Source organism: Aquabacterium sp. NJ1 (assembly GCF_000768065.1).
Classification (GTDB): domain Bacteria; phylum Pseudomonadota; class Gammaproteobacteria; order Burkholderiales; family Burkholderiaceae_C; genus Aquabacterium.
The window spans coordinates 817,022-843,296 of record NZ_JRKM01000001.1 but is presented as its reverse complement, the minus strand read 5'-3'; the positions used below and the strand labels follow the sequence as shown (position 1 = coordinate 843,296).

Sequence of the window (26,275 nt, the reverse complement as noted above, 5' to 3'; positions counted from 1 at the left end):
TCTCAGTGAGCCGCCAGCTTAAGGAGTTAAACGCTTGCCATCGTTAACCCACATCAAGACCTGTCGGATTTGACAGCCTGGTTCTTGACGCGTGTGGCTTCTTGACGAAAAGCCTGCGTGTCTATTGGTTGCGGGCGTGGTCAGGGCTTGTTCAGGAATGCGCGCCGCACGGCATCCAGCGCGCCGGGCTGGTCGGCCGGCACCACGATGCGCAGCGGCATGCTGCGCAGCCAGGTCACCTGGCGCTTGGCGAGTTGGCGCGTGGCGGCGATGCCTTTGTCCATCACGTCCTTGAGTACGGCGGCTTGGCCCAGGTCCAGGCCGGCATCCAGCGCTTCCCACACCTGGCGATAGCCCACACAGCGGATCGAGGGCAGGCCCACGTGCAGATCGGGCCTTTGGCGCAGGCGCATGACCTCGTCGATGAAGCCGGCTTGCATCATCAGCTCGAAACGTTGCGCGATGCGCTGGTGCAGCCAGGCGCGGTCAGTGGGTTCCAGGGAGACGAGGATGGCATGGTGGGCGGGCTGCGCATCGGCTTGCTCCGCACGCTTGTGGAAGCTCGACAAGGGTTGGCCAGTGCTGTGCCACACCTCCAATGCACGCTGGATGCGCTGGGTGTCGCCAGGGGCCAGCCGCGCGGCGGTGATCGGGTCCACCTGGGCGAGGTCGGCATGCAGGGCAGGGCTGCCACGCTCGGCCATCTGGGCGTCGAGCATGGCACGGATGGCCGGGTCGGCAGCGGGCATGTCGTCCAGACCTTCCAGCAGGGCCTTGATGTAAAGCATGGTGCCGCCCACCAGCAGCGGCGTGCGGCCACGCGAGCGGATCTCGTCGATCAAGCGGGTGCAGTCGCTCACGAAGCGCGCGGCGCTGTAGCTCTCGGTGGGGTCGAGGATGTCGATCAGGTGGTGGGGCACGGCCGCCAGTTCTTGCGGGCTGGGCTTGGCGGTGCCGATGTCCATGCCTTTGTAGATCAGGGCCGAGTCCACGCTGATGATCTCGATGTCCACATCGTGGGCCAGGGCCAGGGCGGTCGCGGTTTTGCCGCAGGCGGTGGGGCCGGCGAGGATCCAGGTGGCCGGCATCGTGGTGGGCGTGGTGATGGGCTTCACAGCGGGCGTGGCGGGTGGCGTGGCTTGGATCATGCGTCGTCGGTGGAAAGGCCGTGCCGTTGCACGCGACCCAAGGCGATCCAGGCCGTGATGGCGCCGCCCAGGCCCATGCTGAGTGTCATCGGGTGGATGGTGTCGGCCCAGCCGGGCAGGGCCGTCCACAGTGACAGCAGGGTGCCGATCACAAAGGCCGTGACAGACAGCAGGAAGCCTGACAGGGCCGATGCGGCGCCAGCGCGCGTGGGAAAGGCCGAGACCACGCCCGTCTGGCCGCAGGACTGGTGCGTGGCGTGGGCAAAGGCATAGACCCACATGCCGGGCAGCAGCGTCCAGGCAGGCACGTGGTGGCCCATGAGCCATTGCCAGCCCGAGATGATCACCAGCAGCAGCCCCCCGGTGAGCGAGCACCAGCCGGCCAGCCGCACCGTGCCTGTCAGGCCGTGCGTGGGCAGCCAGTGCCGACACAGGATGGTGCCACCCAGGTAAGACAGCGAGATGCTGGCCATGGCCACACCAAACAGCGTGCGGCTGGTGCCCAGCACATTGATGAAGACGAACGAAGACAGCGCCAGGTAGGCGTACAGCCCGCCATAGGTGGACGAGGTCAGCAGCGTGTGGGCGCGGAAGGTGGGGTGCTGCGCGATGCCCCACCAGTTGCGCGCCATGGCGCCCCAGTGCAGGTGGGCCTGCCTGCGCGCGGGTGGCAAGGTCTCGGGTAGCTTGAGCCACACGAAGACGAGGATGACGCCGCCGAAGATGGCCAGTACGCTCATCGTGGCGCGCCAGCCGAGGTAGGTGGCCGTGAGCCCGCCCAGGATGGGGCCCAGCAGCGCGATCACGCCTAGGCCTGACATGCCGCGTGCCATCATGCGTGCGCCTTGCTCGGGCGCATACAGGTCGCGGATCATGGCGCGGCCACACATCACCGAGGCAGACAGGCCCACGCCTTGCACGACACGCGCCAGCAGCATCACCGGCAGGTCATTGGCCAGCGTGGCGGCCAGGCTGGAAACCACGTAAAGCCCCAGGCCCCAGCGCAACACGGGGCGGCGCCCGAAGCGGTCGGAGATCGGCCCCCACACCAGTTGCCCGATGCCGAAGGACAAGATCAGCACCGACAGCGTCCACTGCGCGGCAGCGGTCGTCAGCCCCAATGCCTGCTGCATCTGCGGCAGGGCCGGCAGGTAGAGGTCGGTGGTGACGGGTTGCAGTCCGGTCAGCATGCCCAGTGCGGCCACGATGACCCAGTCTGGCAGCCCGCCCACATGCGACGCGGGAGGCGGTGACGCGGGTGAGGAGCTGCGCGCCGCCGAAGCGGCCTGGGCCTCAGATGCGCTCATCAGAATCGCTCGTCAGGCCTCAGGAAGCGCCATTGCCCTTGTGGCAACTTGCCCAGGGTGATGCGGCCCATACGCACGCGCTTGAGGCCCACGACCTTGAGGCCGACCTGTTCGCACATGCGGCGGATCTGGCGCTTGCGGCCTTCGCGCAGCACGAAGCGCAGCTGCTGTTCGTTCTGCCACGACACCTGCGCCGGCTTGAGCTGGCGGCCGTCGAGCTCCAGGCCAAAACGCAGTTGCTCGATGGCTTCGGGCGGGACGATGGCGGACACGTTTTCAGCCTCTTCCTGCCCCATGGCGACCACGCGCACCAGGTATTCCTTCTCGATGCCGGAGTCCTCGCCGATCAGCTGCTTGGCGACGCGGCCATCCTGCGTGAGCACAAGCAGGCCGGTGGAGTCGATGTCCAGGCGGCCTGCGGGGGCCAGGTTTCTCAGGTGGCCACGCGTCAGCTGGATGGGCAGCTTGTCGTCGCTCCAGCGGCTCTCGGGCTTGATCAGGGCCACGGCGGGTTCATAGCCATCTTCGGCCTGGCCGCTCACATAGCCGATGGGCTTGTGGATCAGGATGGTGACGCGCTGGGCTTGTTGTGAACGCGCCAGCGGGTCGATGGTGATGACCTGATCGGGGAAGACGCGTGTGCCCAGCTCGGCCACCACTTCGCCATCGACGCGGACCCAGCCTTGCTCGATCCACTCATCCGCTTCACGGCGCGAGGCCAGGCCTTTTTCGCTCATCAACTTGGACAGGCGCAGGCGGCCATCGTCTTCGCGGGGGGCGGCTGGCGGGGTGGCCTGGTGGGCACTGGTTTCGCGCGGCGGGCGGGAGGCGTCACGGCCATCGGCGCGGCGGTGGTCCCGGCGCGGGGGGGCCTGGTCCACGGGGCGGGTGTCGTCGTAGGCGCCGCGGGAGGCCTGGCGAGGGTCGCCACGCTGGTCTCCACGTGGGTCATCGCGGCGATCACCACGACCTTCCCCGCGACCCTCACCACGAACATCCCAGCCTCCCGCACCTCGCGGTGCCCGGTCTGGCGCGGCTCGCCTGTCGCCTTGCGGGGCGCGGCTTGCATCCTGGCGGGCGTCACGCGGATCACGACGTGGCTCGTCGCGTGGCGCACGGCGCGCGTCACCACGAAGCGCGCCGTGCACGTCTGCGCCAGACCCGTCGCGGTCGGGGCGATTGCCTCGAGGCGCGCCGCGGTCACCTCGTGGGGCACTGCGCTCATCGCGGTAAGCCCCGCGGGGTGCCTGCTCCTCACGGCGCGGCGCCTGCTGTTCACGCTTGGCGGCTTCTTCGCGCGCCCGTGCGGCTTCGGCGGCTTCCGCGGCCGTCATGCGCTTACGGGGCGCGCTGCCCGCGCCGCGCACGGGTGGCTTGCGGTGGGTGCCGCCCGTGGCGTCGGTGGGGGCCTGGTCCGGCTTGGTCAGGCTCAGTTTCTTGCGTTCGGTCATAAGGGGTCCGGCAGAGCGGCAGCGTGGGTCAGCGACCACGCAGGAAGAGGGCGTCGAGTTCTTTCAACGTGAGCTGGCGCCAGGTGGGGCGGCCATGATTGCACTGATCGGCGCGTTCGGTGGCTTCCATGTCGCGCAGCAGGGCATTCATCTCGGTCAGGGTGAGGCGGCGGTTGGCGCGCACGGCGCCATGGCAGGCCATGGTGGCCAGCAGCTCATGCTGCGCGCGCTTGATCACGTCGCTGGCATCGATCTGGGCGAGCTCGGCCAGCACCGAGCGGGCGAGTTCCACGCCGTCGGCTTGCGTCAGGGCCATGGGCAGGGAGCGCACGGCCAGCTTGCCGGGGCCGATGGCGTCCACGTCCAGGCCCAGGGCGAGCAGGGCCTCGCGCTGGGATTCTGCGGTGGCCACCTCTTGCGGGTTGGCAGCGAAGGTCAGCGGGATCAGCAGGGGCTGGCTTTCCAGCCGCTCATGCGCCAGTTGCGCTTTCAGGCGCTCGTACACCACGCGCTCGTGCGCAGCGTGCATGTCCACGATGATCAGGCCCTTGGCGTTTTCTGCCAGCACATAGATGCCGCCGATCTGCGCCACGGCGCGGCCCAGGGGCCATTCGTGGCTGTCGTCCATGGGTGTGGCCTGGGCGCTTTGCGGCGCCAGCCCTGCTTGAGGCATCTGCGGCTGTGCTGCCGGCGTTGCCAAGCGCGCCGCCGTTTCGCCAGCCCAGCCCGCATCACTGCGTTGCTGCGACAAGCTGGGCGTGTTCGCCGCATCCATGTCGCGCGGCGCCATAACCATGCCCTCATCTTGCGCTGCGGCCACGACGCGCGGCAGGCTCAGGTCGGCAAAGGGATCAGGTACCGAGGCGCTGGATGCAGTCGACAAGACCGTGGGGCCCGAGGGCGCAGCCTGTTGACCAGGCCACCCCGCCCAGCGGCGCTCGGGGGCACTGTCCTGCGCACGCGTCCAGGGCAGCGCGGTTTGCTGGGTTGGGTTGTTGCGGACAGCTTCAACCGCCTGAGCGGACGAGGCACCGAGGGCGGTGCTGGACGCTGATGCAGACGCGGCAGCCAATCCAGGCGTGGCACTGCCCCCCGCGCTCATGTCTCCCACGCCCGCGCCCATACCTGCCTGCGGCGCAGCGGCACGCGACAGCGCCAGCGAGGATTCGACCGCGCGGCGCGCGGCCTGGTGCACCTGGCGCGAATCACGGAAGCGCACTTCGATCTTGGTGGGGTGCACGTTCACGTCCACCAGCTCTGGCGAGATCTCGATGAACAGCGCATAGGTAGGCTGGCGCGAGCCGTGCAGCACGTCTTCATAAGCCGAGCGCACCCCGTGCGCCAGCAGCTTGTCGCGCACATAGCGGCCGTTCACATAGCAGTACTGCCAGTCGGCACGTGAGCGGGCCGCATCAGGCAGGCCGGCGCGGCCGTGGATGCGCATGGGGCCGATGGCGAGATCCACCTCACGGCTGGTGCGCACGAATTCGTCGCCCAGCACGTCGGCCAGGCGTTGGGCTGGGGTGCCAGGGCGCAACTGTTCCACCAGCTTGCCTTCGTGCCAGACGCTGAAGCCTACGTCGGGCCGTGCCAGGGCATGGCGGCGCACGGCTTCCAGGCAATGCGCCAGCTCGGTGGCGTCGCTCTTGAGGAACTTGCGGCGGGCAGGGGTGCTGAAAAACAGCTCGCGCACTTCCACACTGGTGCCCACGGCACGTGCGGCGGGGCTCAACTCGCCGGAGCGCGCATCCAGCCGATGCGCATGCGCCGCATCCGGCGTGCGGCTGGACAAGGAGGTGTCCGACACCGATGAAATGGCGGCCAAGGCCTCGCCTCGGAAACCCATGGTGGCCACGTGCTCCAGGTCATCCAGCGAGCGGATCTTGCTGGTGGCGTGCCGACGCAGCGCCAGCGGCAACTCGGCCACGGGGATGCCGCAGCCATCGTCTTCGACCAGGATCTGGCGCACACCACCGGCCAGCAGCTTGACCGTGATCTGGCTGGCACCGGAGTCCAGCGCGTTGTCGACCAGTTCGCGCACCACCGAGGCCGGGCGCTCGATCACCTCACCCGCGGCAATCTGGCTGATCAGTTCGTCGGGCAGTTCCTGGATGGTGCGGCGGGGCGCGGCTTGGCCGGGGTCGGTTGCGTTATCCGAAAAAGCGGGGTCGCGGGCGGGCTCAGGCGTCATCCCGCTATTGTAGGAGGCCCTTGCCCTGGGGGAGGGGCCTTCACCATTCCCGGCCATAATGCGCCGCCATGGACATCGCACACTTTCTGATTGATTTCATCCTGCACGTCGACAAGCACCTGATGATGTTTGTCCAGGATTTCGGGCCCTGGGTCTATGCCCTGCTGTTCCTGATCATCTTTGTGGAAACCGGTGTGGTGGTCATGCCCTTCCTGCCGGGTGATTCGCTGCTGTTCGTGGTGGGCACGCTGTGCGGCCTGGGCATGATGAGTCTGCCCCTGTCCATCGGCCTGCTCACGGTGGCGGCCATCGCGGGCAACCAGAGCAATTACGCCATCGGGCGCAAGCTGGGGCCCAAGGTCTTCCAGTGGGAGCAGTCCCGCTTCTTCAACAAGAAGGCGTTCGAGCAGGCTCATGCTTTCTACGAGCAGTACGGTGGCATCACCATCGTGATCGCACGCTTCATGCCCTTCTTGCGCACGTTTGCGCCTTTCGTGGCGGGCGTGTCGGCCATGAGCCGCGGCAAGTTCACGATGTATGACGTGAGCGGCGGCACGTTGTGGGTGGCCGGTGTCACGCTGGCGGGCTACTTCTTCGGCAACATCCCCTTTGTGAAGACGCACCTGGACAAGATCATCTGGGCGATGATCCTGGTGCCGGGTGCGCTGGCCATCTTCGGTGCCTGGCGCGCTGGCCGCAAGGCGGCTGCGACGGCCGCTTGAGCGGTTCAAACTGAAGCGCGGCTTGAATCGCTGACGAAGGGCGCTGTACGAGCGCACAGGTGATGCCCCGGACGGGCGCCACCTGAATCACAGGGCGCGGTTGCGCGCCAGTGGCGGGTTCTTGGCGAAGTAGCGCTGGATGCCTTGCAGCAGCGCATCGGCCAAGTCGCTCTGGTAGTCGTCGTCTTGCAGCTTGGATTCTTCTTCGGGGTTCGAGATGAAGCCCGTTTCCACCAGGATGGAGGGGATGTCCGGCGCCTTGAGCACGGCAAAACCCGCCTGTTCGACCTTGCCCCGGTGCAGCCTGCCGATCTTGCCCAGGTGGCCCAGCACGGCATTGCCCAGCTTGATGCTGTCCTTGATCTGGGCCGTGGTGGACATGTCCAGCAGGGCGCGCATCACCGTGGCGTCCTTGTTCTTGATGTTGACGCCACCGACCTGATCGGATGCGTTTTCGCGCTTGGCCATCCAGCGCGCGGCGGCACTGGAAGCACCGGTTTCAGACAATGCGAACACCGATGCGCCCCGCGCCTGCGGGTTCATGAAGGCATCGGCATGGATGGACACGAACAGGTCGGCCTGCACACGGCGCGCCTTGACCACGCGTTCGTGCAGCGGCACAAAGTAGTCTGATTCGCGCGTGAGCATGGCGCGCATGCCCGGCTGGGCATTGATCAGGGCGCGCAGCTTGTGCGCCACCTTCAGCACCACGTCTTTTTCGAACAGGCCACTGGGGCCGATGGCGCCCGGGTCTTCGCCGCCATGGCCTGCGTCCAGCGCGACGATCACCAGGCGCTGGGCGCCGGCTTTGGCGTTGCCCATTGGGGGCTCGTCAGCAGGTTTGTCCGGGCCTTTGTCGGCCAGCTTGTCGGCTGTTTTGTCCGTGGGCTTGTCAGCCGCGATCTTGTCGCCGGGGCGCGCGGGCGTGGCCTTGGCCACGGCCTTGTCACCGCCCTGTGGCGGGCGCTTGAGGCCGCCAATGAAGTCGCCCAGCGCGTCGTTCATGGCGTCTGCCGCCTGATCGGACTGGGCATTGGGCAGGGCGGGGCGCGCCGCGTTGCCCGGCGCGCCGGGTGCCGACATGTAGGCGCCGGGGCTGCTGCCCGTCGAGGCGGTGGCATTGCCATTGCCATTGGTGGGCGCATTGCTGGCCGCCGCACTGGCGCCACTGGCCGCAGCGGATGGCTGGGGCGAGGCTGCGGGGGCTTGTTGCAAGGCCAGCTTGGGGTCCGCTGCCTGGGTGGGGTACAGGTCAAAAACCAGCCTGTGCTGGTAGGCCGCGACAGGCGGCAGGCCGAACACCTGCGGCTTGATGGCCTGCTTGAGGTCCAGCACCAGTCGGGCCACCTTGGGGCGGTTCTGGCCCACCCGCACGCCGGCGATGTAGGGGTCGTCCGCGCGCACCTTGCTGACGATCTCGCGCAGCTGGGGGCTGATCTCCAGCCCTTCGATGTCGATGACCAGGCGGGTGGGGTTGGCCACCGAGAAGAAGGTGGCGTTGAGCGGGATGTCCGACTCCAGCGTGACGCGGGTGTAGTCGGCCGCAGGCCAGACGCGCACGGCCAGCAGCTGCGCGCCAAAGGCGAGCTCCTTGGGGCCCAGCACCATGATCAGGGTGCCGCCCAGCGCCTGCTTGAGCAGGCTGCGGCGATGTGCTTGATGTGCTTTATCCATGGGCTTGCACCCCCGCTGGTTCTACAGCCGGCTTGGCGTTCAAGGCCTCAGACACCTGCAAGGCCATCAAGGCTTGCTGCCCGGCAGGGCTGAATGCCTCGATGCGAACCGTGCGTTGCTCGCCCTGATCGGTCTGAGGTTGTGGCTGGATATGGATTTGCAAGTCCGCGCGCGGCAGCAGGCCGGCGGCCTTTTCGGGCCACTCGGCGAGTTTCAGGCCAGGGGCGGCGAACAGATCACGAAAACCGGCGTCTTCCCACTCCTGCGGGTCATTGAAACGGTAGAAATCGAAATGGTGGATGGCCATGCCGGGTACATCGTGCGGCTCGACCACGGCATAACTGGGGCTCTTGATGCGCCCTTGCACCCCCAGGGCGCGCAACAGGTGGCGGGTGAACGTGGTTTTGCCGGCACCCAGCGTGCCATGCAGTTCGATATAGGCTGAATCACCGGCCAGCAGGCTCGGTTTCAAGGCGTGGGCCAGGTCTGCGGCCATGGCTGCGCATGCGGCTTCATCGGTCCAGATGAAGTCGCCCACCGCGACAGGCGGTTTGGCCTGCGGGCTGGCAGGGCTTGCTACGATCGTCACATGCGTCATGTACTTCAGTCACCTATTCCGGGCGCTTATCCGGGGAATTCGGGGAATCCGGGCCGGACGGCCGACCTCGCTTTGGTCATGGCGAGCTTGCGCCAATGGGCGACAGAACTGGGATTTTCTCAGATTGGCGTAGCTGATGTGGATTTGTCAAGTGCCGAGGCCCCTTTGATGGACTGGCTGGCGCGCGGTTTCCACGGCGAGATGCACTACATGGCCAGCCATGGATTGAAGCGGGCCAGGCCTGCGGAGCTGGTTCCGGGCACGGTGCGGGTCATCACGGCGCGCATGGATTATTTGCCTGCGAGCCTGCCGCCACTGCCTGGCGAATGGCAGCGCATCGAATGGGATCGGCTCCATCGGCCCACGGCCGCGGCCGTGTCCATGTATGCCCGAGGACGGGATTATCACAAGGTGTTGCGGGCCCGGCTGCAGAAGCTGGCCGACAAACTGGCCGAGCTGATCGGGCCTTTCGGGCACCGCGTGTTCACCGACTCCGCACCCGTGCTGGAGGTGGAGCTGGCCAGCCGCAGTGGCCTGGGCTGGCGGGGCAAGCACACGCTGCTGCTGTCTCGCGAGGCCGGGTCGGCGTTCTTTCTGGGCGAGATATTTGTGGACATTGCCTTGCCGTTGACCGAGGCCGAAACCGCGCACTGCGGCTCCTGTCAGGCCTGCATCGATGTCTGCCCGACGCAAGCCATCGTGGGTGAGCGCCTGGTGGATGCGCGCCGTTGCATTTCTTACCTCACGATCGAACAAGCCGGGCCAATCCCGCCTGAGCTGCGCCCCCTGATGGGCAACCGCATCTACGGTTGTGATGACTGCCAGCTGATCTGCCCCTGGAACAAGTTCGCCCGCCGCGCCGTGCTGCCTGATTTCGATGTGCGGCCTGCGCTGGCCAACCCTGATCTGCTGCAGCTGTGGTCGTGGGATGAGGCCACCTTCCTGCGCCTGACGGAGGGCAGCCCGATCCGGCGCATCGGTTTTGCAAGCTGGCAGCGCAACATCGCGGTGGCGATGGGCAATGCCTTGCGGGGCCAGCTGGATGGGGCTGTGCGCGTGGCGATGCGGGATGCGTTGAGCGCGTGGTTGAGCACACCGCCAGCAGGGACGGATGCGGCGCTGGTTGGCGAGCACGTTGAGTGGGCGCTGGCGCAAGCGCCCACGGCTTGATCCGGGTGCTTTAGGCGCAGAGGGAAATCGCGCGCATCGTTGATCGCACGCACCTCGGATCACCCGGCTTGATGGGCCGATGCGTCTGGCGGCAGCTTCACAACGCCGACTGCGCCCGCGCCAGCAGCACAGCCCGCTCGCGCTCGTTGCTCGCCAGTTCAGCGGCACGCGAAAAGGCAGCACGTGCCTCGTCCACACGGCCCAGCTTGTGCAGCAGGTCGCCTTGCACGGCGGGCAGCCAGTGGTAGCGCCGCAGTGCCTTGTCTGCCAGCAGGGGCTCGATCACGGTCAAGCCTGCAGCTGGGCCTTGCGCCATGCTGACGGCCACCGCGCGATTGAGCTCCACGACCGGCGAGGGCGCCACCTGCATGAGTTGGGCATACAGCGCCGCAATGCGCGCCCAGTCGGTGGCGGGGGCGCTGGGGGCGCGGGCATGGCAGGCCGCAATCTCCGCCTGCAGGCGATAGCTGCCAATGGCTTGCTGCAAGGCTTGCGCACGTGCCAGCGCCGCCAGGCCCCGGCGGATCAGCAGGTGGTCCCAGCGCGCGCGGTTCTGGTCTGCCAGCAAGATGGCCTGGCCTTGTGCGTCCACGCGGGCGGCCAGGCGCGAGGCCTGGACCTCCATCAGCGCGACCAGGCCGTGCACCTCGGCCAGATCAGGCGCCAGTTCGGCCAGCATGCGGCCCAGGCGCAAGGCTTCGTCGCACAGGGCCGGGCGCATCCAGTCGGCGCCGCTGGTGGCGGTGTAGCCCTCGTTAAAGATCAGGTAGACCACCTCCAGCACGGCGGGCAGGCGCTCGGGCAGGGCAGGCCCGCGAGGGACTTCGAACGGCACGCTGGCTTCGCTCAGGCTGCGCTTGGCCCGCACGATGCGCTGGGCCACCGTGGGCTCGGGCACGAGGTAGGCGCGGGCGATCTCGTGCGTGCTCAGGCCGCCCAGCAGCTTGAGCGTCAAGGCCGTTCGCGCCTCGGTGGACAAGATCGGGTGGCAGGCCGTGAAGATCAGGCGCAGCAGGTCGTCGCCGATGTCGTCCTGCCGGGCCTCGTCCAGCGCATCCACGAAGTCGGGCACGGTCAGGGCCTCCAGTGCATCGAGGTCTCGGGCCAGGTTCTCGTGCTTCGCCTCGGCCATCTGCCGGTGGCGAAGGTGGTCGAGCGCGCGGTTGCGGGCCGTGGTCATCAGCCACGCGGCCGGGTTGTCGGGCAGGCCATCCAGCGGCCAGCGCTCCAGCGCCGCGACCAGGGCGTCCTGCGCCAGCTCTTCGGCCACGCCCAGGTCGTGCACGCGCCGCGCCACCGTGGCCACGATGCGTGCCGATTCAATGCGCCACACCGCGGCGATGGTGTCGTGGACCTGGGAGTGCATGCCTGCGTTCTACACCCAGCCTTACATCTGCGCCGGGGCGGCGTCCATGTTCATGTAGAACACCTCCCACTGGTGCCCGTCCAGATCGGCAAAGCCGTGCTGGTACATGAAGCCGTAGTCCTTCGGCTCGTTGGGCGTGGTGCCCCCAGCGGCCACGGCCTTGCGCACCATGTCCTCGACCTCCTCGCGGCTGTCGCATGACAAGGCGATCAGCACCTCGGTGGCCTTCCTGGCGTCGCACAAGGGCAGTTTGGTGAAGCCCTGGAAGAAGGGCTCGACCAGCAGCATGGCGTAAATGTTTTCGGCGATTTCCAGGCTGGCGCCTTGTTCATTGGTGAAGCGCGGGTTGAACTTCAGGCCGAGCGCCTTGAAGAAGGCTTGCGAGCGGGCCATGTCCTTGATGGGCAGGTTGACGAAAATCTGTCTGAGCATGATGGGCTTTCTGTGTGGGGGCTGTGTGGTTCAGGCGTGCTTGTTCATGGCGTCCATGGCCTTGAACTTGTCGAGTGCCTCGCTGGGGGTGAAGTCTTCCAGCTCGAACAACTCGCGCACTTCGACGATGGCCTCGGCGCCTTCGCGTACGGGGTTGGGAAAGCGCCGGCTCCATTCCAGGGCCTCTTCGCGCGAGCGAACCTGAATGAGCGTGTAGCCCGCGATCAGTTCTTTGGCTTCGGCAAACGGGCCGTCCACCACGCGGCGACCTTCCTTGCCATAGTGGATGCGCCAGCCGGTGCGGCTCGGCTTGAGGCCGGTGCCGTCCAGTAGCACGCCGGCCTTGGCCAGTTCCTCGTGGTACTTGGCCATGGCGGCCATCACCTCGGGGTCCGGATCGGGTTGCACCTCGGCTTCAAACTCGGGGCAGGACTTCACGATGATCATGAATCGCATGAGGTGCTCCCTTCAAGCGGGCATCAGGGGTTGGATGATGCTGTTGCGGTTGCCCTCGGTGTCCACGAAAGACACGTAGTCGCCCACGCCGGGAATGGTCATGGGTTCGCCCATCACTTCGCCGCCTGCTGCCTTGACGCGGCTCATGGCCGCGCGGATGTCGTCCACGCCCATGACGACCGCCGGGTACTGCATGGGGACGTCCGGCTTGAATGGGAACAGGCCGCCGTTGATGGCGCCCACGGGGGCCTGCGGCGGCAGGCCGGGGCGTGTGCCCGGTGGCGCGGTGGTGACCAGCAGGTAGTCGCCCATCTCGGGGCCCAGCTTCTGGCATTGCCAGCCGAAGGCTTCGGCGTAGAAACGGGCCGCGCGATCACGGTCGCGGTAGGGCATCTCGAAGTGCACCACGGGGCACATGGGAACGCTGGGGGTCGTCATGGTGAGTCTCTCCACTTGAACGACGTCCTGGCCGGTGCCTGGTGCCCGGTGCTTCAATCGCGTCGTCTTGAGTACGACGAAGCAGGCTGGCGAAAATCGACAGCTTTGATCTGGGTGGAAACCCTGATCATGCGTGGCTCTCGTCAAAGCAGGGGGCGAGGGCACGTACCTCCACGGTGGCCCACTGGGCCGCAGGGCATGCATGCGCCGCCGCGATGGCTTCCTCGCGGGTGACGTTCTGCAGCAGGAAGAAGCCGCCGATCATTTCCTTGGCCTCCGCAAAGGGGCCGTCCAGCGTTTGTGGTTTGCCACCGGCATGGCTGATGCGCACGGCCTGGGCCTGGGAGGCCAGCGACTCCACGGCCTTGAGCTTGCCTTGCGTGGCCAGCCCTTCGGCGAAGCGCTGCATCACGGCATAAGCCTCACGGCCTTCGGCCTCGGTGCGCATGGCGCGTTGGCCCACGGGTTCGATGATCAGCAGCATGTAGGACATGGGGTGTGCAGCCGGCAGGGCGGTTTGGGCGATGTCGGCATGCTACACAAAGGGGCGCCCGGGCTCAGGCTGCCAATGCAACCCGTGGTAACGCATGCCCTGTCTCCAGCAGGGACTTGAGGTTGGACAGCACCTTGGGCCAGCCACCCGAAATGCCGGCCAGCATCTGCGGGTCGTGTTCCAGATCCTCATGGGTGACGGTCAGGCAGACGAGCTGGTTGCCATGCGCGGCAATGTCGAACGTGACGCGCGAATGCTTGCGTTCGTCATCCACCTCGGCGGGCCTGGCCCAGGTGATCACCAGGCGTTGGGGCGGCCGGCTTTCCAATACCTTGCCGACCATGTCGATGGCGCCTGTCTCGTCGGCGCGTTGATGCGCCCACGGCGAGCCGGCTTTCCAGTCCGACACGTTGACATGAGGGGCGCAGTTGCCGATCGGGTCCGCCCAGTACTGGCGCGTCACGTCGGTGTCGACCAAGGCCCGCCACACCTTCTCGGGCGTGGTGGCGATGTAGGTCACGTACACGAAGCTAGGTTTGCTCATCTTCATCACCTTCGAGTTTCTGTTTGAGGGCATGCAGCGCGCTCAGGCGGCTGCGTTCGAACTTGCCGATCCAGCGCTCGTAGATCTCGTGCAGGGGCACCGGGTTGAGGTAGTGCAGCTTTTCCCGCCCCTGCCAGACAACCGCAACGAGCTGCGCCTGCTCCAGCAGTTGCAGGTGCTGGGTCACGGCCTGGCGCGTCATGGCCATGTGTTCGCACAAGGCGGTGAGCGTCTGGCCGTTGTCGGCGTGCAGCAGGTCCAGCAGTTGGCGGCGTGTCGGGTCTGCCAGCGCCTTGAAAACTTTGTCGATGTCCAAAATGGGTTGATGGGGCTGGGTGCGTTGGGGCAATAATATGCAAGTATTTGCCTGCATGTCAAATGAAAAGGCCCTGCTCTGAGCGTGGCTCAGTGGTAAACGCAGGCTTGCGCACGCAGCTTGCCTGTCACCTGGACGCGCGCTTTCTGGGTGTTCGTGTCACCGATGCTGGTTGTGGTGATCACTTCCAGATCACGCCAACCATGGGTGGAGGTCGATGCCAGGGCGAGGCGCACGGCCTTGTTTTCGATGGCGCAACCCGTTTCGGCATCGTCGAAGCAATGGGCCGTGTCACCCACCATTCGCCATGAACTCATGGGCATGTTCTGGATGATGGGCCGCAAGGTCTTGCCGTGCTCGATGAACAGTGTGAGGTAGTCGCTCTCGCCGCCTTCTGCGTAGCGAGGGCTGTACCCAATGTTCATGCGCACACCGAAGGCGCGCACACCCGGCGCGATGTTGTAGGGCGCCGTGTCCAGGTGCAGGCTGAACTCGCTGATGCGAGTGCCAGCATCTTCCAGGATTTTGTCGCGGTACAACCTGATCAGCCGACGGCGCTGGATATCGACCACCGCCATGACGAAGCCTTTTGCTGTGTTGCCATCGGCGTTGGGTTCTTCACGGAGCTCATGGAACAGGGCCACCAGTGCCAGGTTCGGGTGCAAGGGGTGGGGCTTGCAGGTCAGGTCGATCAGGCGGGGGTAGCCGGATGATTCTTCCTGTGGCTCGGAGAAGGAAACTTCCAGTTGGTCTGACAGGAACGAACCCAGCAAGATGCGGTTGCAGGTCGGGCGCTCTTCGGGGATTTGATCGGGGCGCTTGGTCGTGATCCCGTTGGGGCGCGAGCGCCAGTTCTCGCCAGCGGGGACTGTGGGGTGGGTAGGGCGATCGTCAACAAAGTAGGAGACGCCATTTCTGTTCGCTTCCCCCATGGTTGCGCTCATGGCACTGGTGGCCGAACAGTCCAGATTGCGCGCCAGATCGCTGCTGTCACCGTGGCATTCATCAAATGGCTTGGACCACCAGAGCTCAAGATGGCCGTCGGCATCCAGATCAGACACCCGCACGATGTCCGGCCGGTCTTGCGGCCAGTACAGGCGCGAAGGCACGGTCAACTCCTGCAGCCCGTGTGGCGTCAGGATCAGGTCGATCCGGGTGCCTTCGTTGTCTGCCAGATCAAGTTCGATGAGTGAGCGGCTGTGCCCGGGGTGGCGCCAATGGGTGGCCTGTCGCACCAAGCGGTGTTGTTGCCACAGGGCTTCGGCATAGGTCCGCATGCTGGCCACCGCATCGGCATGCATGCCCTGGGTCAGGGTGCCCAGCCATGCGCGTTGATCGGGCTTGATGGCACCGTTCTCGCCCGCCGTGGGCGCTTGACGGATCACCTTGTCAAACTGGTGGCGCTTATCCAGCGTGAGCTTGCTGTGCCGGAGGGCCAGCGGGGTGAGCTGAGGCTCATGGATCCAGGCTCGGCACAGGTCGACCTGCCACTTCAATGCGGGCTTGCCTTGCGCGTTGAAGCAGTCGTCGCCATTGCTGGTGAACTGGCTGAGGATCTCGTCGCGCGTCGCGTCGGACGGGGTGCGCGCCAGCAGATTCAGGTATTGCTGGCGCAATTCGACAGCCTGCGGCGTGGCACCGGCCTTGATGCGCGACCAATCCGGCTTGGCGCATCGGTTGGACGGGGCCTCCTGGAGGTGCTGCAACACGAAGCGGTTGAGCAGGTCGGGGTAGCTATCCAGCCATGAGCGGTGAAGGTTGCAGTCCTGGTCATCCTCGCCGATGGCATTGATCTCGGCCATCACGGCATCGCGGACGGTGGGCGATTCGGCTAGGTAGTGCCCCAGCGGGCCCCATGGGTTGACGAGGGCGTTGTAGTAACCCAGCTCGTAGTAGTACCAGCGGTGGTCGATGGCTTGAGCCATCTTCCGCTCGAGCGTCGTCATCTGGTGCAGGGTGCTGGCCAACGCATCGGTTGGCCAGGCCGCAGGCTGCTTCAAAACGGATGCCAGCTTGGCCCGCAAAAAGGCGCCTTGCCTCAACACTGCGTCGAAGCGGGGCTCGCCCTCCTGACCACCCGCTCCGTATTGGGCCGCCGGCTTTTGAAGCGGAGGCAAGGGGGCATCAAGCTGCACCAGTGGTTCCAGGCGTGCCAGGGCCGAAGCCAGATCCGGATCAACCGGAGCCAGGCTGGCCCAAAGGTGCAACACCAAGACGCAGTCATCGGGCCCCGTGCCGCTGCAGCCCTGTCTGGCCAGGAAGCGCGAGAACTTGCCGGGCAAGGTAGCGGTTACTCGCTCGCCAATGCTGCGAACTTCCTGCTGATTGGCCTGGCGCGCTGCTGGTGTCTCGGCGGGGCGGAGCCCACTGCGCTCGCGAACACAAAAGCCAAAGTCACCTTCTTGCGGGTCTGAACTGGTAGCGGCAACGCCCCACATGGTCAATGAGCTGATCTTCAGCCGGCGACGGAACGGGTCTGCATCTGGTGTGAGCCAGGCGATCTGGGGCATGCAGTTCCACATTGCCATGAAGGCTGCTGGTTCATCCTGCCAGGAGGCGTAGGGGCCGTACAGGTGCAGGTGTGTGAAAAAACGCAGCTCAGGGGCCTGGCGAGCCGCAGCCACTTCTTCGGGAAACCAGCTGGCGACCTTGTTGATCACGTCAGAGGGCTTGTCAAAGCTCAGCAGCGTGCCCTGGCCGGCGAAGATCAGCCCGTTTTCCCGGATGACCGTGCGTTGCTTGAGCAGCGCCGGCATGTTGTAGAGCCGTTGAATGCGCTCGGGCGTGGCCTCGTGCACCACAAAGCGGTGAACATCGTTGTCCTTGGTGACCACCATCCGCTGGATCTCGTTGATCACGGCATCGAATTCTGGTGGCGATAAGGGCAGGTTCCGGTCGCTGCTCGTCTGGGCGCTGGCCTCAGGCAGGTCGGCGAACGCTGTGGCGGCGATGATCGCGATGGCCAGCGCAGCCTGTGCGCATCTGAACAGCCAGGCGCGTGCGTGCTTGGTCATTTGTCTCCCTTGAGCCCTTGGTGGACAGGGCTTCTGGATTGGGAGGATAGCGGTTCCAGGCGCTGTGCAGCGTTGCCGATTGCCCTGACAATGTCGCCTTGACCTATCCGAAGAAGAACCCCCATGAAAACCTACAACATCGAAATCCAGCGCCTGAAATCGGCCCGCCATGACAAAGGCCTGATCGAGCTGGGCGTTGATGTGCTGGTCCTGCCTCGCCCTGCTCGCGACGAAGGCGCTGTGGTCAGCTGCCTGTCGCTGCCCGTTGACGATGCGCGCACCTTGGTGATCCTGCTCAAGCAGCAGCTGGCCGAGCTGGACAAGCTGAACCCACGCAGCAGACGCTCTGGCCGCTGCTGAAGCGTTTGGCCCTCAGGGCGCCTGTTGCAAACGCGTGAGCAGGTCGGCGGTCGGGAAACCGTCGGCAGGCAGCCCGATGCTGCGCTGGTATTGCTGCAGGGCACTGCGCGTGGCCGGGCCTATCTGGCCATCCGGCTTGCCGCTCTCGAAGCCTTTGCGATTCAGAGCGGTTTGCAGGGCCTGGACCTCGCTGCGGCTGAGCGCGCGCAGGTCTCGTGGCCAGCTCGCTTGAACTGAAGCGCCACCCGCAATGCGTTGCGCCAGCAGGCACACCGTGAGCGCATAGCTCGTCGAGTTGTTGTAGCGCAGGATGGTGCGGTAGTTGCGTCCGACCAGGAAGGCCGGGCCACGTACGCCTGCAGGTTGCAGGATGGCTGCATCGGCCAGGGTGGGCAGGGGGGTGTCGTCCATGGTGCGCACCCCTTCCTCAGCCCATTGCGCCGAGGTTTGGCGCAGCCCTGGATCGGCACGGGCCGGGTCGAAGCCCGCCGGCAGTTGGACTTCGGCGCCCCAGGCTTCATCGGCGCGCCAGCCTGAGCGTGCCAGGAAGTTGGCGGTGGAGGCCAGCACATCGGCCATGCTGCCCCAGATGTCGCGGCGCCCGTCGCCATCGGCATCCACGGCATACGCCAGGTAGGACGAAGGCATGAACTGGGTCTGCCCCATGGCACCGGCCCAGGAGCCGATCATGCGGTCCTTCTCGATGTCATGGCGTTGCAGGATCTTGAGCGCGGCCAGCAGCTCGCTGCGCGCCCAGGCCTCGCGTCGCCCCTCGAAGCCCAGGGTGGCCAAGGCATCGAAGACGGGCACATCGCCGTAGTTGCTGCCGTAATTGCTTTCCAGGCCCCACACCGCCATCAGGATGGGCCCGGGGACGCCATAGCGCGTGCTGGCCGCATCGGCCTCTTGCTGGAATTGCGCCAGCTTTTGCTGGCCTGCTGCAATGCGTTGCGGCGAGATGATGGCATCCAGGTAGTCCCACAAGGCACGTGTGAATTCCGGCTGGGTACGGTCCTGCTCGACCGCGCGTGGGCGCAGGCGCACGCCATCAAGCCCTGCGTGCAGCGTGGCCTCGTCGATACCGGCTGCGCGCGCGGTGTCGCGGAAGTTCGCGATCCATTGCGCGAAACGCTCGTCTGTCGACGTGGTGTCGGTGGCCTTGGTCTGCAGGGTGGCGCCGGGTTCAGCAGACGATGCGGGCTGGGCGGATGCCGCGGGACTGGTGGCGCGGGGGGATGCGTTTGGGGCCGGGCCGGATGCACAGCCGGAGAGCGCGGCCAGGATCAACCATGGGGCCCATGTGAGCGCTGGGGTGTTGAGGCGAGAAAGCCTGGATGGCATGAGGGCTCCGAAATGCAGAAGACGGCGGGCAGCGGGCCCGTGTCCGGTCTTCTGGTGACAAGTGGTGGCCGGTGTGGCCTGGGCCGAGCATGCCACAGCAGGGCTGCCCGCGGCGGTGCAGGGGGCAGGCTGCATGGCTGGCTAAGGGGGCGGCTTGATGTGAGCGGTGCCGCCAGGAGCTTGTGTCAGCTGGCCGCGCGAGGCGCCGAGGCCAGGGGCGCATCCGGCTGTTGTGCCATGGCATGAACCAGCCACATGAACAAGGCCAATGTGGCCAGCAAACCGATGCTGAGCACGGGCCAGCCACCGTGGTCCCACAGCCAGCCACCGGCATAACCCAGCACGCTGGAGCCGACGTAATACGCCAGCAAATACAGGGAGGTGGCTTGTGCCTTGCGAGGGCCCGCCACCTTGCCCACCAGGCCTGAGCACACGGCGTGCATGGCGAAGAAGCCGGCGGTCATCAGGCACAGCCCCAGGATGAAGGCGGGCAGCTGGCTGGTCTGTGTGATGGCCAGGCCTATGGCCGTGGTGGCACACGAGCCTGTCAGCACGCGCGCGCTGCCCCAGGCGTCCACAAGGCGCCCGCTGAGGCTGGACGAGGCCACGCCGAACAGGTAGCAGCTGAAGATCAGGCCCACTTGTGCAGGGCGCAAGGCGAATGGTGCGGACAGCAGATGGAAGCCTGCGTAGTTGTAGGCCGTGACAAAGATGCCCGAGGCGATACCACCGCACAGGAACAGCTTGGGCAGCGTCGGGTGGAACAGGACATCATGCCAAGGCGCGAGCGGCATTTGGCGAGGGGGCGTGACAGGCGTGGATCGCGGGCTTTGGCCCAGCATCATGAGCGCGATCCCCAAAGCGGCCAGCAGACACAGGACGGACATGCCCAAAAGCGCCGTGCGCCAGCCAAACAGGTCCGCCACGAGTGCGATGCCGACCCGACCGCTCATGCCGCCCATGGCGGTGCCAGCGACATACAGCCCCATGGTCTTGGCCAGCCGTGAAGGCTCGACCGTGTCGCCCAGGTAGGCCATGGCCGTGGCGGGCACCGCGCCGAGGAACACGCCCAGCAAGGCCCGGCAGAGCAGCACCTGCCACCAGTCGGTACAGATCACGGAAAGAGCATTGAGCACCGTGGCCAGCAGGATCGCGCTGATCATGAGGCGCCGCCGCTCGAACCGTCTGGCCACCAAGGAACTGGCCAGGATGGACACGGCCAGCAAGCCCGTGGACATGGACAAGGCCAGGGCGCTGCCCGCCGCGCTGGTGTGGAACTCACGCGCAAACACCGGCATGAGCGGTTGCACGGCGTAAAGCAGGGCGAAGGTGACAAAGCCAATCAGAAACAGGGCCAGAGGGCCTTGCCTGATCGATGAACCAGAAGACATGGCCCATTGTCTGGTGGTGCTTTCAATATGTCCAATATATTATTGATGACGTATTCATATGTTTGGCGTATGGCAATGGAGCTGAGGCACCTTCGATATTTCCTGGCGGTCGCGGCCGAATCCAACGTGACCAGGGCGGCTGCCCGACTTGGCATCAGCCAGCCACCCTTGAGCCAGCAGTTGAAAGAGCTGGAGCGCGGGTTGGGGGTCGAGCTGTTCCATCGCACGCCGCAAGGCATGTCCTTGACCGCGGCGGGCGAGGCTTTCCGGCAGGAGGCTCAGCGCACCTTGCAAGCTGCCGAGCAGGCTCGCCTTGCGGCGGTGCGGGCCTCCAGAGGCCAGACCGGCACGGTGCGTGTCGGGTTCACGGGGTCTGCCTCCTTCCATCCGGTGGTGGCCCGCACCATCCGGGACTTCCGCCGCCAGTGGCCGGACGTGCAGCTCATCCTGGAAGAAAACAACACCACCAAACTGACCGAGCGCCTGCTTCATGGTGCGGTGGACGCCGCGTTTCTGCGGCCAGCCTCATCCGGTCTGGCCGAGATGGATGTGCTGCGCTTCAAGGATGAGCCCATGAAGGTGGCGCTGCCGTCGTCGCACCCTCTGGCGGGGCGCAAGCGCATCGAGCTCGGCCGTCTGGCCGATGACCCCTTCGTGCTGTTTCCCCGTTCGGTGGGGCTGAGTCTTTACGACTCGGTGATCGAGGCCTGCAAGGCTGCAGGGTTCGTGCCCCAGTTGGGGCAGGAGGCGCCTCAGCTGGCCTCGGTGATCAACCTGGTTGCTGCGGAAATGGGCGTGTCCATCGTGCCGGCTTCCTTGTCCCAGATCCACCTGGCTGGGGTCAACTATGTCGACATCAGCGGGCCCGCACCCGTTGCCACGCTGGGTTTGGCCGTGCACCGCCAGAACACCGCACCTGCCGTGCGCAACTTCGTGCTGGCTTGCAGACAAGGCTTGAATTGAGGGCTCAAGCCTGTGCTTCGGTCTGCCCGTCCCGCATGCGTTTGATGTCGCGCTGTGGTGGCGCACCGAACAGGCGGCTGTAGTCACGGCTGAACTGCGAGGCGCTTTCATAACCCACGCGGGCAGCCGTGCTGCTGGCGTCCAGCTCCTGGTTGAGCATCAAATGCCTGGCTTCTTGCAGGCGCAGTTGCTTCTGGTATTGCAAGGGGCTCAGGCCGGTGAGGTTGCGAAAGTGCTGGCGGAACGTGGACGGGCTCATGTGGACATGTGCAGCCAGTTCATCCATCAGCACGTCGTCGCGGAAGTGCTGCTTGAGCCAGGCCATCGCGCGGGCAATCTGGTGGCTGGGTGAGCCGGTGGCCAGCAATTGCCGTAGATAGGGGCCATGCGGGCCGGTCAGCAGCCGCACCATGATCTCTCGCTGGATCAAAGGCGCCAGGTGCGTCATGACGCGAGGCTGCTCCAGCACCTGAACCAGCCGGATGGCCGCGTCCAGCAAGGGCGGCTCCAGCGTGCACAGCGAGATCGCCCTGGGAGCCTGTTCTCGCGGCAGCGGTGGCATGTCCATCTCGGTGGCCAGTTGCACCAGGGCCCGCGTGTCCAGCGTCAGCAGCATCCCCAGATAAGGCTGGGCCAGGCTCGCCCGTGTGACATGGGCGATCACGGGCAGGTCCACCGTGGTCAGCAAGGACTGCCCGGGGCCATAGGTGATCACCTGATCCCCCAGCGTGACCTGCTTGTCGCCCTGCGCGGCAATGGCCAGCCCCAAGGTGTAGAAGCAGGCCATGGGCTCGGTCTTCACGCTGCTGCGGTAAACGGACAACTCGGGGATGCCCGTTTCATGGCGGCCGTCAGTTCGGGCAATCTGGCCCAGCGCCATGGCCAGGGTGTCAACGGGCATGGCCAACCTTTCGATGAAGATGATGTCTTGGCCGCGACTTTAACGGGGCAGATGGCAGGGCGTGTGGCTGCCGGGTGAAGACTCGTTGAAAAAGGCAAGACAAGCCGCAAAAACGGCAAACCTAGCAGGGGCATGGCGGGCACACTCCAAACTCCTTTAGCATGCAGCGCTGCAGTCCATTTGTGCCCACTTCACGGAGAGAGACCACCATGAGCAAGCTCAACGTCAACGGCCGGGAGCACACGGTCGATACCGACCCCGGCACCCCCATCCTGTGGGCCTTGCGTGACACGCTGGGCATGACGGGCACCAAGTTCGGCTGCGGCGTGGCCCAGTGCGGCGCTTGCACCGTTCACCTGGACGGCCAGGCCATCCGTTCCTGCGTGACGCCCATGGCGGCGGCCGAGGGCAAGAAGATCACCACCATCGAAGCAGTGACCGATGGGCACGACCGCGTCGGTGCTGCTGTGCTCTCCGCGTGGGTCAAGCACGACGTGGCCCAGTGTGGTTATTGCCAGAGCGGCCAGGTCATGAGCGCGACGGCCTTCCTCAAATCGCTGCCGCGTGGCAAGCAGCCCAGCGCCGCTGAAATCGATTCGGCCATGGCCGGCAACATCTGCCGCTGTGGCACCTACGCCCGTATCCGCGCTGCCGTGGCCGATGCGGCCCGCGCCCTTGCTTGAAGGAGCCGCCATGCTGAGCTACATCGACCAACATGAGATCCCGCGCGCCCTGCAACACCTGCTGGCACGCCAGCAAGGCGAGGACGCAGCCAACCTGCCGCGCCGCAGCTTCCTGAAGCTCGCCGGTATCGGCGGCCTGGCCATCGGCGCCTTCCCCTTGACCGCTGCAGCGCAAGGGGGCGGCACCGCAGACACCGCCCTCAAGCCCACCCAGCAGCCATCGGCCTTCGTGCGGATCGCGCCCAACGGTGAGGTCACCGTCGTCATCAACCGCCTGGAGTTTGGTCAAGGCGTGCTGACGGCCTTGCCCATGATCCTGGCTGAAGAGCTGGATGCCGACTGGAGCCTGGTGCGTGCGGAACACGGCTCCAGTGACCCGGCTTATGCCGACCCGCTCTGGGGCATCCATCTCACGGGTGGTTCCAACTCGATCAAGCACAGCTTCACGCAATACCGCGAACTGGGCGCACGCGCGCGGGCCATGCTGCTCAACGCTGCTGCTGCACGCTGGAAGGTGGATGCGGCCGCGCTGCACACGCAGTCTGGCTCGGTCATCGGTCCGGGCGGCCTGAAGGCGAGCTATGGCGAGCTGGCCGAGGCTGCGATGGCTCAGCCCGTACCCCAGAAGGTCGCGCTGAAGGACCCCAAGCACTTCCGCCTCATCGGCAAGCCTACCAATCGGCTGGATGCCAAAGCCAAGAGCAGCGGCCGCCAGGACTTCGGCATCGACGTGCACCTGCCCGGCCAGCTGACCGCCGTGGTGGCTCACCCGCCGGTGTTCGGTGCACGCCTGAAATCGGTGGATGACAGCGCCGCACGCGCCATCAAGGGCGTGAAAGCCGTGCTGCGCGTGCCGCTGGACCGTGGTGCCGAGGGCGTGGCCGTGGTGGCCGATGGCTACTGGCCCGCCAAGCAAGGGCGCGATGCGCTCAAGCTGCAGTGGGACACGTCTGCGGTCGAGAAAGTCGACAGCGACAAGCAGCTCGCCCAGTACCGCGAGCTGGCCAAACAGTCAGGCCCCCGTCAGTTCGACGCCGACATGGCACCCATGGACAAGGCGCCCCGGCACATCGACGCCGAGTTCGTCTTCCCCTACCTGGCCCACGCGCCCATGGAGCCCTTGAACTGCACCGTGCAGCTGGCAGACGGCAAGGCCGACCTGTGGGTGGGCACGCAGTTCCCGGGCGTGGATGGCAACGCCGCTGCGCGCGTGCTGGGTCTCAAACCCGAGCAGGTGAGCATGCATGTGCAGATGGCCGGTGGCGGGTTTGGCCGACGCGCGGTGGGCACCAGCGACTACGTGGTCGAGGCCTGCGAGATTGCCAAGGCCGCGCGTGCGGCTGGTTTGAATGCACCCGTGCGCATGGTCTGGAGCCGCGAGGACGACATCCGTGGTGGCTACTACCGCCCCATGCACCTGCACCAGGCCCGTATCGGCTTTGACGAGCAGGGCAAGGTGCTGGCCTGGGAGCACGTGCTGGTGGGGCAATCCATCACCACCGGCACGATGTTCGAAGGCGGCATGGTCAAGAACGGCATCGATGCCACCGCGGTCGAAGGCATGCGTGAGCCTTACCCCATCCCCATGCGCCTCACCGTGCACCACCCCAAGGTGAACGTGCCGGTGCTGTGGTGGCGCAGCGTGGGCTCCACCCACACCGCTTTCGTGATGGAGACCTTGATCGACGAGCTCGCCCGCAACACCAAGCAGGACCCGGTGGCCTACCGCATGCAGATGTTCGGCGACAAGCACCCGCGCCATCGCGCCGCCTTGCAGCTGGCCGTGGACAAGAGCGGTTACGGCAAGAAGCGCCTGCCCGCCGGCCGCGCCTGGGGCGTGGCGGTACACGAATCGTTCGAGACCGTGGTGGCCTACGTGGTCGAGGCCTCGGTGAAGCAGGGCCAACCGGTGCTGCACAAGGTGACCGGCGCCGTGCACTGCAACCTGGCCGTGAACCCGCGCACCATCGAGGCACAGGTGCAGGGCGCCGCCTTGATGGGCTTGTCGATGTGCCTGCCTGGTGCCGCCATCACGCTCAAGGACGGTGAAGTGCAGCAAAGCAACTTCGGCGATTTCGTGGTGCCCCGCATCACCGACATGCCCGAGATCGCCGTGCACATCGTGCCCAGTGCGGATGCGCCCACGGGCATGGGTGAACCGGGCTTGCCTCCCTTGGCGCCGGCGTTTGCCAATGCGATTGCCAAGCTCACGGGCAAGCCTGTGCGCAATCTGCCTTTCAAGCTGGCCTGATTTCATGGAAGACCTTGACACCCTGGTCTTGCGCACCGCCGTGAGCTGGCAGGCTGCTGGTCTGCCCGTGGTGCTGGTCACCGTGGCGCGCACCTGGGGCTCATCACCCCGGCCACCCGGCTCGCTCATGGCCATCAATGGCCGTGGTGAAACGGTGGGCTCGGTGTCAGGCGGTTGCATCGAGGATGACCTCATCCACGGTATCCGCGAGGGCGGCGTGCAGGCAGCGTGCGCCACCTCCACGCCGGCCGTGCTGCGTTATGGCATCTCGGCCGATGAAGCACACCGCTTCGGCCTGCCATGTGGCGGTACCGTGGAACTGGTGCTGGAACCTGTCGCCCCGCACAGCCGGCTCGATGAGCTCTTGCTGGCCTGCCAACAGCGTCGCAGCACCGAGCGCGTGCTGGATCTGGCTACTGGCCATGTTGACCTGCGCCCAGGCCAGCGTGATGGCGTGCCGCATGTGGACGAGCATCAGCTGGTCACTTATCTCGGGCCGCAGGCGCGCCTGATCGTGATCGGTGCGGGCGACCTGTCACGCTACCTGTGCGAGATGGCCCTGAGCGTGGGTTTCGAGGTCATCGTGTGCGACCCGCGCGAAGAGCAGCGCGCCAGCTGGGGCATGCCGGGCGTTGCAGTCAGCCACGAGATGCCGGACGACCTCGTTCAACGCTTGCGCCCCGATGCCCGCACCGCCGTGGTGGCCTTGACGCACGACCCCAAGCTGGATGACTTGGCCTTGATCGATGCCTTGCAGTCTGATGCCTTCTACGTGGGGGCGATTGGCTCACGCCGCAACAGCCAGCATCGCCGGGAGCGGCTGCGCACGCATTTCGACATCCCGGAAGACGCCTTGCAGCGCCTGCACGGGCCAGCCGGCTTGTACATCGGCAGCAAGACGCCGGCCGAGATTGCCTTGTCCATCCTGGCCGAAATCGTGGCCGTGAAGAACGGCGTCGGCGTGGGCGCTACCGTGCCGGTCGAGGCCGGCAAATCGCAGCTGAGCACACGGTCGAGCGTGACGGCGCCCTCGTGCGGCGTTGCTTGAACGTCGCCTGAAAACGC

General features: G+C 66.1%; 24 protein-coding genes. 7 read left to right on the top strand and 17 right to left on the bottom strand.

What is annotated here, in order from left to right; genetic code table 11:
* Window positions 1–140: 140 nt before the first annotated feature.
* From miaA to mutL, 4 genes are read right to left on the bottom strand one after another with little or no spacing between them, the layout of a single operon-like run.
* Window positions 141–1,148, bottom strand: coding sequence for a tRNA (adenosine(37)-N6)-dimethylallyltransferase MiaA (gene miaA / locus JY96_RS03610; RefSeq protein WP_052162097.1), 1,008 nt, complete (start codon window positions 1,146–1,148; stop codon window positions 141–143).
* On the bottom strand, window positions 1,145–2,455 hold the full coding sequence (locus tag JY96_RS03605) for a multidrug effflux MFS transporter (protein ID WP_081961010.1): 1,311 nt from the start codon (window positions 2,453–2,455) through the stop codon (window positions 1,145–1,147). Before JY96_RS03605 ends, miaA begins: the two co-directional genes overlap by 4 nt.
* Window positions 2,455–3,906: a pseudouridine synthase gene (locus JY96_RS03600; protein WP_052162096.1), complete on the bottom strand. Its 1,452-nt coding sequence runs from the start codon at window positions 3,904–3,906 to the stop codon at window positions 2,455–2,457. The genes JY96_RS03605 and JY96_RS03600 overlap by 1 nt, the downstream gene beginning before the upstream one ends.
* 28 nt (window positions 3,907–3,934) lie before the next feature.
* Window positions 3,935–6,097 (bottom strand): DNA mismatch repair endonuclease MutL, encoded by a 2,163-nt coding sequence (gene mutL, locus JY96_RS03595; protein WP_035035034.1) that lies wholly within the window; start codon window positions 6,095–6,097, stop codon window positions 3,935–3,937.
* A gap of 68 nt (window positions 6,098–6,165) precedes the next feature.
* On the opposite strand from mutL, the gene JY96_RS03590 reads away from it, so the two are divergent.
* On the top strand, window positions 6,166–6,819 hold the full coding sequence (locus JY96_RS03590) for a VTT domain-containing protein (protein WP_035035033.1): 654 nt from the start codon (window positions 6,166–6,168) through the stop codon (window positions 6,817–6,819).
* An 87-nt stretch (window positions 6,820–6,906) separates the two neighbouring features.
* Here the strand turns inward: JY96_RS03590 and JY96_RS03585 are convergent, their stop codons facing one another.
* Together JY96_RS03585 and tsaE are read right to left on the bottom strand one after the other, a co-directional pair.
* Window positions 6,907–8,493: an N-acetylmuramoyl-L-alanine amidase gene (locus tag JY96_RS03585; RefSeq protein ID WP_035035032.1), complete on the bottom strand. Its 1,587-nt coding sequence runs from the start codon at window positions 8,491–8,493 to the stop codon at window positions 6,907–6,909.
* On the bottom strand, window positions 8,486–9,091 hold the full coding sequence (tsaE, locus tag JY96_RS03580) for a tRNA (adenosine(37)-N6)-threonylcarbamoyltransferase complex ATPase subunit type 1 TsaE (RefSeq protein WP_081961009.1): 606 nt from the start codon (window positions 9,089–9,091) through the stop codon (window positions 8,486–8,488). The genes JY96_RS03585 and tsaE overlap by 8 nt, the downstream gene beginning before the upstream one ends.
* 78 nt (window positions 9,092–9,169) lie before the next feature.
* Here tsaE and queG point away from each other — a divergent pair, with 78 nt between their 5' ends.
* Window positions 9,170–10,261, top strand: coding sequence for a tRNA epoxyqueuosine(34) reductase QueG (gene queG, locus JY96_RS03575; protein ID WP_052162095.1), 1,092 nt, complete (start codon window positions 9,170–9,172; stop codon window positions 10,259–10,261).
* Window positions 10,262–10,358: 97 nt separating this feature from the next.
* Here the strand turns inward: queG and JY96_RS03570 are convergent, their stop codons facing one another.
* The 8 genes from JY96_RS03570 to JY96_RS03535 all read right to left on the bottom strand — a co-directional run bounded on the left by JY96_RS03570 (window position 10,359) and on the right by JY96_RS03535 (window position 17,320).
* On the bottom strand, window positions 10,359–11,627 hold the full coding sequence (locus JY96_RS03570; protein WP_035035023.1) for an RNA polymerase sigma factor: 1,269 nt from the start codon (window positions 11,625–11,627) through the stop codon (window positions 10,359–10,361).
* 21 nt (window positions 11,628–11,648) lie between these two features.
* The gene (locus tag JY96_RS03565) at window positions 11,649–12,059 is read right to left on the bottom strand and encodes a VOC family protein (RefSeq protein WP_035035020.1); all 411 of its coding nucleotides are present in this window, start codon (window positions 12,057–12,059) and stop codon (window positions 11,649–11,651) included.
* 30 nt (window positions 12,060–12,089) lie between these two features.
* Window positions 12,090–12,515 carry a YciI family protein gene (locus JY96_RS03560; RefSeq protein WP_035035018.1) on the bottom strand — a complete coding sequence of 142 codons (426 nt, stop codon included), beginning with the start codon at window positions 12,513–12,515 and terminating at the stop codon, window positions 12,090–12,092.
* Window positions 12,516–12,527: 12 nt separating this feature from the next.
* Window positions 12,528–12,953, bottom strand: coding sequence for a VOC family protein (locus tag JY96_RS03555; RefSeq protein ID WP_200883427.1), 426 nt, complete (start codon window positions 12,951–12,953; stop codon window positions 12,528–12,530).
* 127 nt (window positions 12,954–13,080) lie between these two features.
* Window positions 13,081–13,446: a YciI family protein gene (locus JY96_RS03550; protein ID WP_035035009.1), complete on the bottom strand. Its 366-nt coding sequence runs from the start codon at window positions 13,444–13,446 to the stop codon at window positions 13,081–13,083.
* A 64-nt stretch (window positions 13,447–13,510) separates the two neighbouring features.
* A complete protein-coding gene (locus JY96_RS03545) occupies window positions 13,511–13,990 on the bottom strand; it encodes an SRPBCC family protein (protein ID WP_035041048.1) in 480 nt (159 codons plus the stop codon).
* Window positions 13,977–14,300, bottom strand: a complete 324-nt coding sequence (locus JY96_RS03540) for a helix-turn-helix transcriptional regulator (protein WP_235334020.1) — start codon at window positions 14,298–14,300, stop codon at window positions 13,977–13,979. Before JY96_RS03540 ends, JY96_RS03545 begins: the two co-directional genes overlap by 14 nt.
* 95 nt (window positions 14,301–14,395) lie before the next feature.
* Window positions 14,396–17,320, bottom strand: a complete 2,925-nt coding sequence (locus JY96_RS03535) for a hypothetical protein (protein ID WP_035035007.1) — start codon at window positions 17,318–17,320, stop codon at window positions 14,396–14,398.
* 123 nt (window positions 17,321–17,443) lie between these two features.
* Here JY96_RS03535 and JY96_RS03530 point away from each other — a divergent pair, with 123 nt between their 5' ends.
* Window positions 17,444–17,680: a hypothetical protein gene (locus JY96_RS03530; protein ID WP_035035006.1), complete on the top strand. Its 237-nt coding sequence runs from the start codon at window positions 17,444–17,446 to the stop codon at window positions 17,678–17,680.
* 12 nt (window positions 17,681–17,692) lie between these two features.
* On the opposite strand, the gene JY96_RS03525 is transcribed toward JY96_RS03530, so the two are convergent.
* Window positions 17,693–19,021: a lytic murein transglycosylase gene (locus JY96_RS03525; RefSeq protein ID WP_035035002.1), complete on the bottom strand. Its 1,329-nt coding sequence runs from the start codon at window positions 19,019–19,021 to the stop codon at window positions 17,693–17,695.
* 185 nt (window positions 19,022–19,206) lie between these two features.
* Window positions 19,207–20,412, bottom strand: a complete 1,206-nt coding sequence (locus tag JY96_RS03520) for an MFS transporter (RefSeq protein ID WP_052162094.1) — start codon at window positions 20,410–20,412, stop codon at window positions 19,207–19,209.
* A 75-nt stretch (window positions 20,413–20,487) separates the two neighbouring features.
* On the opposite strand from JY96_RS03520, the gene JY96_RS03515 reads away from it, so the two are divergent.
* Window positions 20,488–21,375: a LysR family transcriptional regulator gene (locus tag JY96_RS03515; RefSeq protein ID WP_035035000.1), complete on the top strand. Its 888-nt coding sequence runs from the start codon at window positions 20,488–20,490 to the stop codon at window positions 21,373–21,375.
* 4 nt (window positions 21,376–21,379) lie between these two features.
* Here the strand turns inward: JY96_RS03515 and JY96_RS03510 are convergent, their stop codons facing one another.
* Window positions 21,380–22,276 carry an AraC family transcriptional regulator gene (locus JY96_RS03510; protein WP_035034998.1) on the bottom strand — a complete coding sequence of 299 codons (897 nt, stop codon included), beginning with the start codon at window positions 22,274–22,276 and terminating at the stop codon, window positions 21,380–21,382.
* A gap of 209 nt (window positions 22,277–22,485) precedes the next feature.
* Between JY96_RS03510 and JY96_RS03505 the strand changes: the two genes are divergently transcribed.
* From JY96_RS03505 to JY96_RS03495, 3 genes are read left to right on the top strand one after another with little or no spacing between them, the layout of a single operon-like run.
* Window positions 22,486–22,959 (top strand): (2Fe-2S)-binding protein, encoded by a 474-nt coding sequence (locus tag JY96_RS03505; RefSeq protein ID WP_035034995.1) that lies wholly within the window; start codon window positions 22,486–22,488, stop codon window positions 22,957–22,959.
* Window positions 22,960–22,969: 10 nt separating this feature from the next.
* The gene (locus JY96_RS03500; protein ID WP_035034993.1) at window positions 22,970–25,210 is read left to right on the top strand and encodes a xanthine dehydrogenase family protein molybdopterin-binding subunit; all 2,241 of its coding nucleotides are present in this window, start codon (window positions 22,970–22,972) and stop codon (window positions 25,208–25,210) included.
* A 4-nt stretch (window positions 25,211–25,214) separates the two neighbouring features.
* Entirely contained in the window at window positions 25,215–26,258 is a 1,044-nt protein-coding gene (locus tag JY96_RS03495; RefSeq protein WP_035034990.1) for an XdhC family protein, read from the top strand.
* The last annotated feature ends 17 nt before the right edge of the window (window positions 26,259–26,275 follow it).

What these genes read in the sequence shown, in the direction of transcription:
- miaA (WP_052162097.1), bottom strand. Translation starts at nt 1,148, where the DNA reads ATGATCCAAGCCACGCCACCCGCCACGCCCGCTGTGAAGCCCATCACC.
- JY96_RS03605 (WP_081961010.1), bottom strand. Translation starts at nt 2,455, where the DNA reads ATGAGCGCATCTGAGGCCCAGGCCGCTTCGGCGGCGCGCAGCTCCTCA.
- JY96_RS03600 (WP_052162096.1), bottom strand. Translation starts at nt 3,906, where the DNA reads ATGACCGAACGCAAGAAACTGAGCCTGACCAAGCCGGACCAGGCCCCC.
- mutL (WP_035035034.1), bottom strand. Translation starts at nt 6,097, where the DNA reads ATGACGCCTGAGCCCGCCCGCGACCCCGCTTTTTCGGATAACGCAACC.
- JY96_RS03590 (WP_035035033.1), top strand. Translation starts at nt 6,166, where the DNA reads ATGGACATCGCACACTTTCTGATTGATTTCATCCTGCACGTCGACAAG.
- JY96_RS03585 (WP_035035032.1), bottom strand. Translation starts at nt 8,493, where the DNA reads ATGGATAAAGCACATCAAGCACATCGCCGCAGCCTGCTCAAGCAGGCG.
- tsaE (WP_081961009.1), bottom strand. Translation starts at nt 9,091, where the DNA reads ATGACGCATGTGACGATCGTAGCAAGCCCTGCCAGCCCGCAGGCCAAA.
- queG (WP_052162095.1), top strand. Translation starts at nt 9,170, where the DNA reads ATGGCGAGCTTGCGCCAATGGGCGACAGAACTGGGATTTTCTCAGATT.
- JY96_RS03570 (WP_035035023.1), bottom strand. Translation starts at nt 11,627, where the DNA reads ATGCACTCCCAGGTCCACGACACCATCGCCGCGGTGTGGCGCATTGAA.
- JY96_RS03565 (WP_035035020.1), bottom strand. Translation starts at nt 12,059, where the DNA reads ATGCTCAGACAGATTTTCGTCAACCTGCCCATCAAGGACATGGCCCGC.
- JY96_RS03560 (WP_035035018.1), bottom strand. Translation starts at nt 12,515, where the DNA reads ATGCGATTCATGATCATCGTGAAGTCCTGCCCCGAGTTTGAAGCCGAG.
- JY96_RS03555 (WP_200883427.1), bottom strand. Translation starts at nt 12,953, where the DNA reads ATGACGACCCCCAGCGTTCCCATGTGCCCCGTGGTGCACTTCGAGATG.
- JY96_RS03550 (WP_035035009.1), bottom strand. Translation starts at nt 13,446, where the DNA reads ATGTCCTACATGCTGCTGATCATCGAACCCGTGGGCCAACGCGCCATG.
- JY96_RS03545 (WP_035041048.1), bottom strand. Translation starts at nt 13,990, where the DNA reads ATGAGCAAACCTAGCTTCGTGTACGTGACCTACATCGCCACCACGCCC.
- JY96_RS03535 (WP_035035007.1), bottom strand. Translation starts at nt 17,320, where the DNA reads ATGACCAAGCACGCACGCGCCTGGCTGTTCAGATGCGCACAGGCTGCG.
- JY96_RS03530 (WP_035035006.1), top strand. Translation starts at nt 17,444, where the DNA reads ATGAAAACCTACAACATCGAAATCCAGCGCCTGAAATCGGCCCGCCAT.
- JY96_RS03525 (WP_035035002.1), bottom strand. Translation starts at nt 19,021, where the DNA reads ATGCCATCCAGGCTTTCTCGCCTCAACACCCCAGCGCTCACATGGGCC.
- JY96_RS03520 (WP_052162094.1), bottom strand. Translation starts at nt 20,412, where the DNA reads ATGTCTTCTGGTTCATCGATCAGGCAAGGCCCTCTGGCCCTGTTTCTG.
- JY96_RS03515 (WP_035035000.1), top strand. Translation starts at nt 20,488, where the DNA reads ATGGAGCTGAGGCACCTTCGATATTTCCTGGCGGTCGCGGCCGAATCC.
- JY96_RS03510 (WP_035034998.1), bottom strand. Translation starts at nt 22,276, where the DNA reads ATGCCCGTTGACACCCTGGCCATGGCGCTGGGCCAGATTGCCCGAACT.
- JY96_RS03505 (WP_035034995.1), top strand. Translation starts at nt 22,486, where the DNA reads ATGAGCAAGCTCAACGTCAACGGCCGGGAGCACACGGTCGATACCGAC.
- JY96_RS03500 (WP_035034993.1), top strand. Translation starts at nt 22,970, where the DNA reads ATGCTGAGCTACATCGACCAACATGAGATCCCGCGCGCCCTGCAACAC.
- JY96_RS03495 (WP_035034990.1), top strand. Translation starts at nt 25,215, where the DNA reads ATGGAAGACCTTGACACCCTGGTCTTGCGCACCGCCGTGAGCTGGCAG.